The 12207-nt window shown below is 40.6% G+C and carries 15 protein-coding genes; 9 read left to right on the plus strand and 6 right to left on the minus strand.

What is annotated here, in order from left to right; translation table 11 throughout:
- Positions 1-30: 30 nt before the first annotated feature.
- Positions 31-780: a nucleotidyltransferase domain-containing protein gene (locus TOL9009_RS0125045; protein WP_029635599.1), complete on the minus strand. Its 750-nt coding sequence runs from the start codon at positions 778-780 to the stop codon at positions 31-33.
- A gap of 460 nt (positions 781-1240) precedes the next feature.
- Entirely contained in the window at positions 1241-1408 is a 168-nt protein-coding gene (locus tag TOL9009_RS49660) for a hypothetical protein (protein ID WP_242055038.1), read from the minus strand.
- Positions 1409-1546: 138 nt separating this feature from the next.
- On the opposite strand from TOL9009_RS49660, the gene egtC reads away from it, so the two are divergent.
- The 4 genes from egtC (at position 1547) to TOL9009_RS40430 (ending at position 5166) form a co-directional block, all read left to right on the plus strand.
- Entirely contained in the window at positions 1547-2335 is a 789-nt protein-coding gene (gene egtC, locus TOL9009_RS0125055; protein ID WP_029635601.1) for an ergothioneine biosynthesis protein EgtC, read from the plus strand.
- Complete coding sequence (gene egtB / locus TOL9009_RS0125060; RefSeq protein WP_029635604.1) at positions 2310-3584, plus strand: ergothioneine biosynthesis protein EgtB; 1275 nt, start codon at positions 2310-2312, stop codon at positions 3582-3584. Before egtC ends, egtB begins: the two co-directional genes overlap by 26 nt.
- Positions 3585-3728: 144 nt before the next feature.
- The gene (gene egtD, locus TOL9009_RS0125065) at positions 3729-4763 is read left to right on the plus strand and encodes an L-histidine N(alpha)-methyltransferase (RefSeq protein ID WP_029635607.1); all 1035 of its coding nucleotides are present in this window, start codon (positions 3729-3731) and stop codon (positions 4761-4763) included.
- Positions 4764-4908: 145 nt separating this feature from the next.
- The gene (locus TOL9009_RS40430) at positions 4909-5166 is read left to right on the plus strand and encodes a hypothetical protein (protein WP_063628703.1); all 258 of its coding nucleotides are present in this window, start codon (positions 4909-4911) and stop codon (positions 5164-5166) included.
- A gap of 468 nt (positions 5167-5634) precedes the next feature.
- Here TOL9009_RS40430 and TOL9009_RS0125075 read toward each other — a convergent pair whose 3' ends face one another.
- The 3 genes from TOL9009_RS0125075 to vapB form a co-directional block, all read right to left on the minus strand.
- Positions 5635-6270, minus strand: coding sequence for a 2OG-Fe(II) oxygenase (locus TOL9009_RS0125075; RefSeq protein ID WP_029635609.1), 636 nt, complete (start codon positions 6268-6270; stop codon positions 5635-5637).
- Positions 6271-6335: 65 nt separating this feature from the next.
- Positions 6336-6722: a type II toxin-antitoxin system VapC family toxin gene (locus TOL9009_RS0125080; protein WP_029635611.1), complete on the minus strand. Its 387-nt coding sequence runs from the start codon at positions 6720-6722 to the stop codon at positions 6336-6338.
- Positions 6722-6943, minus strand: a complete 222-nt coding sequence (gene vapB, locus TOL9009_RS0125085; RefSeq protein WP_029635614.1) for a type II toxin-antitoxin system VapB family antitoxin — start codon at positions 6941-6943, stop codon at positions 6722-6724. The genes TOL9009_RS0125080 and vapB overlap by 1 nt, the downstream gene beginning before the upstream one ends.
- A 130-nt stretch (positions 6944-7073) precedes the next feature.
- On the opposite strand from vapB, the gene TOL9009_RS0125090 reads away from it, so the two are divergent.
- The 3 genes from TOL9009_RS0125090 to TOL9009_RS0125100 are packed head-to-tail and all read left to right on the plus strand — an operon-like array spanning position 7074 to position 9006.
- Positions 7074-7418 (plus strand): DUF952 domain-containing protein, encoded by a 345-nt coding sequence (locus TOL9009_RS0125090; RefSeq protein WP_029635616.1) that lies wholly within the window; start codon positions 7074-7076, stop codon positions 7416-7418.
- Between the two features lie 29 nt (positions 7419-7447).
- Entirely contained in the window at positions 7448-7633 is a 186-nt protein-coding gene (locus TOL9009_RS0125095) for a DUF4089 domain-containing protein (RefSeq protein WP_029635618.1), read from the plus strand.
- A complete protein-coding gene (locus tag TOL9009_RS0125100) occupies positions 7630-9006 on the plus strand; it encodes an AtzE family amidohydrolase (protein WP_029635619.1) in 1377 nt (458 codons plus the stop codon). Before TOL9009_RS0125095 ends, TOL9009_RS0125100 begins: the two co-directional genes overlap by 4 nt.
- 176 nt (positions 9007-9182) lie before the next feature.
- Here the strand turns inward: TOL9009_RS0125100 and TOL9009_RS0125105 are convergent, their stop codons facing one another.
- Entirely contained in the window at positions 9183-9689 is a 507-nt protein-coding gene (locus TOL9009_RS0125105) for a GNAT family N-acetyltransferase (protein ID WP_029635620.1), read from the minus strand.
- A 37-nt stretch (positions 9690-9726) separates the two neighbouring features.
- On the opposite strand from TOL9009_RS0125105, the gene TOL9009_RS0125110 reads away from it, so the two are divergent.
- Together TOL9009_RS0125110 and TOL9009_RS0125115 are read left to right on the plus strand one after the other, a co-directional pair.
- Positions 9727-10872 carry an NAD(P)/FAD-dependent oxidoreductase gene (locus tag TOL9009_RS0125110; protein WP_029635623.1) on the plus strand — a complete coding sequence of 382 codons (1146 nt, stop codon included), beginning with the start codon at positions 9727-9729 and terminating at the stop codon, positions 10870-10872.
- Between the two features lie 381 nt (positions 10873-11253).
- Entirely contained in the window at positions 11254-12024 is a 771-nt protein-coding gene (locus TOL9009_RS0125115; protein ID WP_029635626.1) for a hypothetical protein, read from the plus strand.
- The last annotated feature ends 183 nt before the right edge of the window (positions 12025-12207 follow it).

The following is a 12207-nucleotide window of genomic DNA, read 5'->3' on the forward strand; positions in this document are numbered from 1 at the left end:
GCAAAGTTAGGAATTAAGAACTGCTAAATTTTAACTCCTAGTTCTCAATCGTATCAGTAAATCATGCAAAGCTGCTTTAGCTGTAGGTGCTTCAGGTAGTATACTGGTTTGAGCAGCAATTTCTAAGCGATCGCGTAAGCGATTATATTCTTGTTGATAAAAAGTAAAATCAGCATCTGGTAAAACTGATTTTTCTAGATTTGTCAGCTTCGCTGCGATTAAATCAGAAATATAAGGTAAATCAAAAATTTCATTCAGCTTAACTAAATTTGCTTCTATAACCCCAGTTTGCATCAAATAAATACCAGTCAACAGCACTCGATAAACATAAAGCAACGGTTTAACTCGATGCGGTTGTTCTTTCTCAAACAACTTCCATTGTGTTGCAGCAAAACCAAAATAGTGGTAGCAGTGATGACGAGTTATGCAATCCTTAGCAATAATCTTTAATTCCTCATATTCCGGTGTTGTTTTGAGTATTAAAGGTGAATATAATTGCTCTAGCACATAACCATTCTTTTTGAGTAGTAATAAAAAGAATTTTTTCACATCGTGAGTTACCAAATCAATCTGTAAAGATTCGCGAATTTCCGACAGTTCAATAGTTTCCTGTCCAGTATTTAATCCCACAACTTCGCGCACTGGTAAAATGTGAACACCGCGCAAATCATAATCAGAATCCGGTGAGGGAAAACCATATAAATGGGAACCGCTAATAGTAGCGAATAAAAGCGGGTAAGGCTGTTGATAAATAATTGTATTTAAATCGTGAATATTCATCTTTAGTTCTTCGTAGTCAGCGCTTCAGCGCTGTAAAAAATATAAATAGATAAGATTGTTTAAAAATAATTGTGTTAAGATAACCCGTATTAATATTTAAAATTAGTTCTTCTTACTCAGCGCTTCAGCGCTGAAGTGCTAACTACGAAACTCATAAAATTTCCTTAATAAAGACTTTCCGCTTTACAATATATCTTCTTATACCATTTCTGTGTGAAGCTGCGCCTAATGAGTGCCCACGCAGGTGGGCTTTGTACGTGTAGCCGCGAGTTTACTCGTCGGGTTATTAAGCGCAGCCTCATAAAGAATTGGTATTAGGCACTTCAATAAAGTATTTAAACAATGCTGGACATAGCCATCCTTCCATATTTGTTTGACTCCAATAATACCAATTTCCGTTATATTCTTCTCTTAACCAAATCAATTCCGCTTGATAAGCTGGGAAAGGATTTGCAGAAAATCAAAGTTTAAAACCTTCATCAACATTGGGAATGTCTTGCACCAGAATATCAATCATTTCCGGTACACCACTTACAAAAGGTTCGTGAACTAATCCGACTCGTTCATCATCAAACACCCATGTCGAATTATGTCGATAGGGAAAAATCACCATCATTGAGTTCATCATATCTCACCGCTACAGACAATAATTCTCTTCAAAAAATGTTAACTTATGTAAAGGGTTAGTAAGTAATTTCAGGAGAGCGATCGCCTAAATTAATCCAATATTCATTCACATACCTCAATTAAAGCAAATACTTAAATTATGTGCCGATTACTTGGCTACCTTGGTTCACCTGTTTTTCTAGACCATCTATTATACAAACCAGAACACTCGCTGATAGTCCAGAGTTACCAACCCCGCGAAATGATATCTGGAGTAGTCAACGCTGATGGCTTTGGTGTTGGCTGGTATCATCTTCAAAAAGATACTGAACCTTTTACCTACAAAAATACAGTACCGATTTGGAACGATATTAATTTACCAAATCTATGCCGTTACGTTGAGTCTAAATGCGTACTGAGTTATGTTCGCAGTGCTACACCAGGTCAATCATTAGATTTTGCTAATTGTCAACCATTCAACTATAACAATTTGCTATTTATTCATAATGGCAGAATTGAGAATTTCCGAAAAACATTATATAGAAAAATTCGCAGCATTTTAACACCTGAATATTACGAACTAATCAATGGAAGTACTGATTCTGAGCATATTTTTGCTCTATTGCTCTCCCAGTGGCAAGACAATCAACATCTAACTTTAGAATCTGCTTTACGCAAAACATTATTAACGCTTTTAGATTTAGCCCAAGATCATGAAGTAGATGTTTCAGTAAATGTGATAATTAGCGATGGACATCGGTTGATTGCTTCGCGCTTTGCTGCAAGCTCACCAGCTCCGTCTCTTTATTGGCTACGGGACGATCCAATTTTTCCTAACTCGGTAATTATTGCATCTGAACCGCTATTCGCTGGTAATTGGACTGCTTTCCCGGAAAATAGCATTATGACTGTGGAAGAAGACTGTGATATCCAAATTAAGAAAATCTAATTTACAACAAGCAATTTCCCTTGCTTTCGATCAATGTCGCGCGAACACTCTGGCTTTGTTCGAGGATATGGACGAAGCCACATTTCGCTGTCAAGTTCATCCCGATTTTAGTCCTGTGGGGTGGCACTTGGGACATATTGCCTACACTGAGTCTTTATGGCTACTAGAACGTGGTGCAGGTAATTCTTGTTTATTTCCGCAATACCGCAAATTTTTTGCAGCTGATGGTTTACCCAAATCACAGCGAGTCCAATTACCAAAGCTGGAAGAAATTTACTATTACTTAGACACAGTTAGAAAACAAGTCTTAGATTACCTAGAAGTAGCTGATTTGAATCAGCAAGAACGTCTTTGGCGTTTTTTGCTTCAGCACGAAAGCCAACACTGTGAAACGATCGCCTTTTTGTTGGAATTAGCAAACAGTCAAAAGTCAACAGTCAAGAGTCAACAGTCAATAGTCAAGAGTCAACAGTCAACCTCATCTTTCATTAAAATCCCGGCTGGTGAGTTTGAAATGGGTAGCAATTCAGTTGATGCTCTTGATAACGAGCGCCCAGCACATCGAGTGTATTTGGACACTTATCATATTGACCGTTACCCTGTGACTTGCGGGCAGTATCGGGCATTTATGGAAGCGGGAGGCTACGAAAATCCGCTCTGGTGGTCGCAAGCTGGATGGGAATGGTTGCAAATAGAGCATGTATTGGAACCGCTTTATTGGCACGATGTTTTATCTGCGGATAATCACCCAGTTTGTGGTGTTAGTTGGTACGAAGCAGAAGCTTATTGCCAATTTGTTGGTAAGCGATTACCCACAGAAGCCGAGTGGGAAAAAGCAGTTAGTTGGGATGCAGACATGAATCGTCGCCGCATCTATCCTTGGGGTGACGAAAAATTAACACCGCAATATTGTAATTGTGTTGATGTAACATCTCCACAGAAGAATCGCCAAATTATCAACACAACCCCAGTAGATGCTTACCCAGAAGGGCAAAGTGGCTATGGTTTGTATGATACTTTGGGTAACGTCTGGGAATGGACTGCATCCTGGTTTGATGGCTACGATGGTTTCAGGATGTATCCTTATGTGGGTTACTCACAAGTTTATTTTGACCAGCAACACCGAGTTTTAAAAGGTGGTAGTTGGGCAACTACTCCTTTCGCACTACGTTCTAGTTTTCGCAACTGGTATCATCCTGGTGTGCGTCAGATTTTTGCGGGGTTTCGATGCGTTTCGGTGCCAATTTAAGGTAAAAAACACAATAAATAGCCTTCATGCCTATCTAATTTAGCTCAGGCGTGATGTTATTTGATGTGCCTTAATGTTTTACAATTTTGCTTTAGGGTTTGCACATTAGAATGCAGCCTATCATCGCAAGTTATCGGAGGTTCAATGTCAATATCTAAAGCTCTCAGCAGTAACGTTACTTCTCAAAATACCATTGAAAAACGCTTAGAAATACAGCGTTTGCTAGAACCAACTTTGATTGTTTCCTCTAGCGCTGGAAGTGATGTAGTTAAGGGATTAACTCAAACACGGAAAACTTTACCCCCTCGTTACTTCTACGACGATCGCGGATCTGAGTTATTTGAGCAAATCTGCGAATTACCAGAATATTACGTTACGCGAACAGAAACGGCAATTCTACTTGATTGTGCTGAGGAAATTGCCAAAATTACAGGTGATTGCGAACTCGTGGAACTTGGCAGCGGTAGCTCAACCAAAACCCGTATTATTTTAGATGCGTACAAGCAGCTAGGCTATCCTCTGCGTTATCTGCCCATTGACGTGAGTGCAGGGATGTTAGAAACTAGTGCCAAGCAGCTATTGGCAGATTATCCCACATTGCAAGTTCATGCTCTAGCGGGAACTTATGAGATGGCTTTAGCGCAACTTTTACCAAAGCAATTACCCAGTCGGATGATTTGTTTTATCGGTAGTACGTTGGGTAATCTCAATCCTCAAGAGTGTGATGTGTTTTTATCGGAAATTAAAGATGCTCTGCAAGTGGGAGAGTATTTTTTATTGGGGATAGACTTGCAAAAACCGAAACACATCTTAGAAGCAGCTTATGATGATAGCCAAGGTGTGACGGCAGCGTTTAACCTGAATATGTTGGATCATTTAAATCGCCGATTTGAAGGCAATTTTGACACAACTCAGTTTGAGCATTTAGCTTTTTATAACGAGACTGAAAATCAGATTGAGATGCATTTGAAAAGTCTGTGTGAGCAAACTGTGGAATTACGCGCTTTAAATCTAAGTGTTAAATTTCAAATAGGCGAAACAATTTTTACCGAAATTTCACGTAAATTCGACATCAACACAATTAAACAACAACTTGCAGCAAAAGGTTTGATACCGCTTCATGTGTGGAAGGATGCAAATGAGTGGTTTGGTTTGTTACTTTGCCAATTGCAAGCATAGATAACAGCGATCGCTTAAGAAAAATAGAGACGTTACATGTAACGTCTCTATGAGATAGCATTAAATTGAGTTTAAATTTGATGCAAAATTAACTCTATGCTAAACATTAGTCTTACCGAATTTGAGCAAGAAATGCGGCAAAAGTATGGCATTTCAAATTAGGTTGACTCAGACGGCAAAAGCTGAAATTGATACTGCTTACTCTTTGTTAAGAGAGCGCAATCCGGTTTATGCGGATAAGTGGTTTCGGGAATTGATGGATACTATTGCCACTCTGCAAGGAAAGCCTTTGCGTTGCGCTCTAGCTCCAGAAAATGATGCGATCGCAGAGGAAATCCGTCAACAACAAAAAAACCAAAATCCTTGTCTCTACATCATATGTAATCTATCGGACATGATATAACTGGTTTCGGGAATTGAAAATAATCTCAGGCTAACATCATTAAACGGAAGTTTAGGAATTTGATTGTAAACTTCTGCATTTTCTTCAAGAGCTTGACGTAAATCGTATTGTGTTTGTAAATTCAACTAAAACTGAGCGCTATTACCAAAATAACGAGATAGACGCAATGCTGTACTGCTGTTATGCTGCGCTTAATAACCCGACGAGTAAACTCGCGGCTACACGTACAAAGCCCACCTGCGTGGGCTAAATTAGGCGCAGCTTCACACAGAAATGGTATGAGGAGATATAGCTATTGAGCCATCAAAGATAAGCTTTGTCTCTTCAGATTTGAAACTGGTGACAATCACAATCCTATCGTTTTACGTTACTATCGTCAAACGTTAGTATACACTTCAAGTGCCTGAAGCGTTCGCGGAGCGTGTCGCAGACAAGCTATCCTGTAGGGAATCGCATTAATTAAGAGGGTTAATGCTTCACTTTTGCTGTTCGCTTTTTACTTTGCCGATCGCTAGCTTGACTTGCTCTTGATTCTAGTTTAAATTCTGGAATATCATACAGTTGATCGTCTTCGAGATTGTATTGTTCGCAAACTAAACTCAAGCGATCGCTCGAACTGATGACAGCGTTGACAGAATGAGTCAAATCGCCTTGAAAAAATAGTAAAGTATTTGATTGAGGAACAATCTGCCCAATTTTGCGTTTGTGCGATCGCAGTACGAGTTCCCCTCCCACTATATCAGGAGGAACGACGACATAAAGAACACTAACGACTGTCGGCGGTTCGATAGTTTTACAATAAGAACGCAGTGAGCGATCAATGTGCGGATCTACACGAGAGCCTGATTTTAACAAGAGGGGATTGAGGTAAAAAGCATTACACTCTGGTTGCAGTGCTAAGTCTAAATAAGACTTGAAGTAAGGAAAGCGTTGCTCAACTGTTGTCATATGCGATCGCCTAAATACTAGCGAAAATCCTTTTGTCCCCACAAAGTCACGATTGAGGTTGTTGACGGTAAAATAGGGACACCCAAAAATCTGTCCTTGCAACTCACTCAGGTATTGTTGAGAAAAAACGTTTTGATGTTGGTGATAGTAAGTCAAGGTTGAGGGAAGAATAAAAAATACAGTATACAGGCGATCGCTTCAGCAAAAAGCGAAATCAATTTTCACGCCCACAACCGTTGCACTGAATAAGCCGCAAACTCACTATCACGACTGACGATCATCAGGGCATGGTGCATCGCTTGCGCAATCAGAATGCGATCAAACGGATCGCGGTGATGGAGCGGCAACGCCAGATAGTATTCCAAATCGGCAACACTAATGGGCAGAATATCGATGTCAAGCTGCTGCAAAAGCGTGGTCAGGGCTTGCAGGGAGTAATCAAGCTCCAGCTTTCCTAATCCAATTTTGATAGAGATTTCCCAGACGCTAGCGATGCTGAAGTATAATTTGCTATCGGGGGATTCAATTATGCTTCGAGCGCGATCGCTCAAGTTTGTGTCTCCTTGAATTAGCCACAGGACTGTATGCGTATCGAGTAGAAAACCCATCACATATAGTCTTCGAGGTCATCAAGTGGCGCATCAAAGTCATCGGACATGCGAACTTTGCCTTGCCAAATCCCAAAGGCTTGCTGGCGGTTGGGGGGAGTTGCTTCTGACAGATTGCTCTGTGCCTGCTGTTTCAGCAGAGATTCGATGTAATGGAGAACATCCTGCTGGAGGGATTCGGGTAGTTGTTGGAGGTGTTCGAGGATGGTAGTTTCAAGCATCGGATCGCCTCTATAGACATCTCAAATTTTAGCAATATTTTTGCAGCGATCGCGTAGCAGTTTCCCTTGGGGCGAACGATACACGCGAATATAAGACAAGATACAACGCAGAAAATGATTTAACAAAATTATGACACTTATTTTGCACATCACGAGGCGCGAAGAATGGGAAAAAGCGAAACTTGCAGGATTTTATCGCGGTGATACTCTGGATTCGGAGGGTTTTATTCACTGTTCGACATTGACACAAGTTATCAAAGTGGCAAATTTTCGTTTTAGAAATGAAAGGGATTTGGTAATTCTTTGCATTGACTCTGAAAATGTTGAAGCGGAAATTCGTTATGAGGGGGTTGAGGATTTGTTTCCTCACGTTTATGGTGCTTTAAATGTTGATGCTGTGTTGAAGGTTGTTGAGTTTGCACCAGGGGAAGATGGTTTTTTTAAGTTGCCGCTAGAGGTTGTAGATTTAGTATAACGAACCGCAGAGGACGCAGAGGAGGAGAGATGGAGAAGGGGTTTGATGTGGGTGAGTATGTGAATTTAATGGCTTTGTTGATGGATTTGCAGTTGAGGGATGAGTATCGGGATGGCGTGGTGGCAAATTTTGAGAGAATTAAGGCGACAGCGAGAATTGTGAATTCGTTTGAGTTGCCGGATGATGTTGAAGCTGCACCAATTTTTGAACCATGAATGATGCTTTGTCGATAGCAAATGCTGTGCGCGATCGCTCTTTTAGTGCGGTGGATGTTGCTGAAGCTACTTTACAACGAATTGCGGCACGGGATAATGAGTTAAATTGTTTTACGGCTGTGACTGCTGAATCTGCAATGGAAGATGCTGCACGCATAGATGGGGAAATAGCGCAAGGTAATTATCCGGGAATACTTGCTGGGGTTCCCTTTGCGGTAAAAAATCTTTTTGATGTTGCTGGTTTAACAACTTTGGCAGGATCGAAAATTAATGCGGAAAATCCCCCAGCAATTAAGGATGCAACTGCGGTAGCAAGGTTGAAACAAGCGGGTGCGGTTTTTGTCGGTACTTTAAATATGGATGAGTACGCTTACGGATTTGTGACGGAAAATTCTCATTATGGTGCTACTCACAACCCTCATGATTTAAGTCGGGTAGCTGGTGGTTCTTCTGGTGGTTCTGCTGCTGCGGTTGCTGCGGGGTTGGTTCCCCTGACGTTGGGTTCTGATACTAATGGTTCAATTCGCGTTCCTGCGGCTTTTTGTGGTATTTTTGGTTTGAAGCCGACTTATGGTAGGTTGTCTCGTGCTGGTGTAGCTTTATTTTCTAGCAGTTTTGACCATATTGGACATTTTGCTACTTCGGTGCGGGATATTGCAACGGTGTTTGATGTGCTTCAAGGTGAAGACGATCGCGATCCAATTTGCACAAAGCGTCCTCTTGTAGAGACGTTACATGTAACGTCTCTGCAAAATATTGATAATTTGCGAATTGCCATCGCTGACGATTATTTTCTCAAAGGGGCAAATCTGGAAGCTTTAGCAGCAGTTGAAAAAGTTGCTCGTGCTTTGGGTGTGCGAGATTATATAACGATACCAGAAGCACATCGCGCTCGTGCAGCAGCGTTTGTAATTACCGCTTGCGAGGGTGCAAATCTGCATTTGTCAAAATTGCGATCGCGTCCCGAAGATTTCGATCCAGCAACACGCGATCGCTTTCTTGCTGGTGCTTTAATTCCCAGTAGTTGGTACATCCAAGCGCAACGCTTTAGAAGATGGTATCGCGATCGCGTCCGCGAAATCTTCCAAAAGGTAGATGTAATTATTGCCCCAACTACTCCCTGTTCAGCACCGTTAATTGGTCAAGAAACTATGATTTTGGATGGTGAAGAAATTCTTGTCCGTCCCCATTTAGGATTATACACTCAACCATTATCTTTTATCGGCTTACCTGTTTTATCTGTGCCAATTCAACAGGAAAATGGTTTACCTTTAGGAGTGCAATTAATAGCTGCTCCCTACAACGAAGCGTTAATTTTACAAGTTGCATCTGTGCTTGAAGCAAAGGGTATTGTCAGTGCCAAAATAGTTTAATTTTAAACGCAAAGTAGCGCGGAGGTTAGCGCAAAGGTTCGCAGAGGTTTTAATTTTTATGGAATATTATATCATATACGTTTAATTAACAGTAATGAAAACCTACCTACCGTCGTAGAGACGTTCCGCCGGAACGTCTTTACATTGCAAGTAATTTACCCAACATGATATTATACTCAAACAGCCGAAAAAGCTGGGGGATAAACAACTTTACCCTGATATTTTTCTTGATAGTTTTGCAATATTTTCACCATGAAGACATCTTCTGGAACTGGAAAAGGAGAGATAATTTTATAATTAACTGAAGGCTGAAAACCAAAGCGCTTATAAAAGTGCGGATGACCCAATACAATAATTAAAGCTTCTTTAATTGCGTCTGCTTTTTCCAATCCAGCTTTTACAAGTGCGCTGCCAATTCCTTGTTTTTGAAACTTTGGAAGAATTGCCAGAGGTGCTAAACTGAGTACCTGTAAAGTTTCTTCACCAATTAAATCAATATAACTAAAAAGAATATGACCAACTATAACATTATCAACCTCTGCAACCAGAGAAAGTTCAGGAATATAGCCTTGAGAGTCACGAATTTCCTCAATCAACTTTGCCTCATTTTCTTGCCCAAAAGCGAATATATTAACCTCAGCGATTGCAGCATAATCTGATAAACTTTCACTACGGATATCCATTATTTATTCTCTGCGCCTCTGCAATTTGCTTACTAATATGAAAAGCTACGACTGGATTGTAATTGGTGGTGGAATCACTGGTACTGCACTTTCCTACGAGTTGAGAAAAAAAGGCTTCTCAGTACTATTATTAGAACAAAATGCGATCGCCAACAATGCTACTCATTATAGTTATGGTGGACTAGCTTATTGGGCTGCTACTACACCATTAACCCGTCAAATATCAAATGAAGCGATCGCCCGTCACCATATCCTCTCACAAGAGTTAGACGCTGATATGGAATTTCGGGAATTGAATTTATTATTAACTATTCCTGCGGATGTCGATCCGCAAGCAGTTGCTGCATTATACACCCATGTGACAACGCCGCCGAAATTACTCAATATACAAGAAGCTTGTGAATTAGAACCACTACTGAATCCTCAAGCGATCGCCGGTGCTTTAACAGTCAAACACGGACATGTCAACCCAGATAAAACAGTACAAGCATACATCCAAGCTTTTCTAGGTGCTGGCGGTGAAATCCAGATTGAGCAAGTATTACAAATATTACCACACGGCGTAACCACAACAACCAAAACTTATCATAGTGGTAACGTCGTCGTCTGCGCTGGGGGACTCAGCCGACAGCTATTAAAATCAGCCGGTATTTCCATTAAACTGTATTTTACCCATACAGAAATGATTAAAACTCCACCCATTGATGTGCAGTTACAAACCTTAATCATGCCAGCTAATTTGCAATGGTTTAAATTCAAAACTCAGTCAACTCAAATTGATGAATTATGGGATGAACCTGGTAATGAAATAGTACCACCAATTTTAGATGCGGGTGTAGTTCAATTTGTCGATGGTAGTTTACGCATCGGGCAAATTAGCCGCGCTCTCACCGATGTCAATGCCAAAGTCAAAGAAGAAGAAAGTGAAGAATGGTTAAGAAAAAGCATCGGCAACGTTTTACCAGCCTTGGAAAATGTAGCAGGTACTTGGCATCATTGTTTAGCCGATTTTAGCAACAATAGTTTACCTTTGATTGGTGCTATTCCGGGTTTTACAAATATTCATATATTCTCTGCTTTTAACAATCCCTTGCTTATTGTACCACCGCTAGCAGAGCGTTTTGCTAATTTTATCGCGGGAGCGAAAGACGATATCATTACTCAGATGTCTCCCCAAAGGTAAAGTTTAGTTGCAAATAATTTGCTGATTTTTTAAAGGTGCTAATCTAATAGTTAGTAGAAGCTAATAAGCTTCCTGGCAGATACAACAGCTAAAAGTGAAAAGAAGAGGTAAAAACGCTGATTGATTTACATCTGTCTCGTTACAACACAACAACACCCAACGCGAACGCCGAGATTTCCTCAAATATAAAAATCAGGGGGTAGTGTCACTGATTTTCATTACTTGTGTGCAGTGATGAAAGTAAGTGCATCCCTGACTAAAAGCAAGAAAGAGAGGAAATAACGCAGCTAGTAGAAGCTTGGGTGTTGTTGTTATTTGTGCCGCGCCTGGGTGTAAGCTTGTACGAGGTTGAATAGTAAGAGAGATTTAAAATAGCGCCTTATGTCAATTATTGCGCTCAGAGCATGGTATCTTGAGGATTACGAGCCGATTCGGGAAGTGGAAAAACGTCCCCCAGATATTCGTTTAAGTAAAAAAAGCCTCCTAAAATCGGGATTAAGAGCGGATTTTTTAGAAGAAAGTGACCAAATTAAGCAATCAATTTGGTTTGAACGCTATCTGGAAGGAGAAAATATTGAGTTTTATATTGAAGGTAGCGGTGGTTATTGCGTAGCCAACATAGACTTAATTAGTCATGAAATTTATTTTACCAAACAAGGGGTTTTAGCGCAGTTAGAGCCGACAATTTTTTTATGCTATCAAACTGAGTATGCCTTTTCGAGTGACGCTTTGCGACAAGGGCTGCAAACTAGTTTAGAAATATTGAATATGCGATCGCGCTTACCTTTAAGCTTAGTTGAATCTTACCGCCCTCGCGATGGTTCTCTACGACTAAACCGGACAATGATGCGAAAAATCCGCAAAAGTTTGTTGTTTATCGCTGACACTACACCCATTGCTAGCATCGACGGCAAAGAAATAGCTCAACTAATACCCAGTCCCAACGTATGTATTGAAATTGGCTATGCCATTCAAAGTAAACGCTCTGAACAAATTTTACTAGCAAAAATGCAACGCCCAGATTTATCTGGACAATTTCCCTTTGACTTAGCGCGATCGCAAATTTTAGAATTTGCAGATAGCACCGACTTAGATAAAATACTAAAAGAGGCGATTGAAACTCAATTAGCGCGATTTAAATTGTTTTCGTAATAGATATCTGTGTCAATTAATTATGCGTTACCTGAAACCCATGTAGAGACGTAGCAGTGCTACGTCTCTACGTCTTTACCTCTTTTGTAACATATAATATATCATGTCCGGGCAATCACCCATAATTGATGAAGAACCCCTCCCCAACCCTCCCCGCAAGCGGGGAGGGTGCCACAGGCGGGT

The sequence above is a fragment of the [Scytonema hofmanni] UTEX 2349 genome (assembly GCF_000582685.1).
GTDB classification, from domain to species: Bacteria; Cyanobacteriota; Cyanobacteriia; order Cyanobacteriales; family Nostocaceae; genus Hassallia; species Hassallia hofmanni.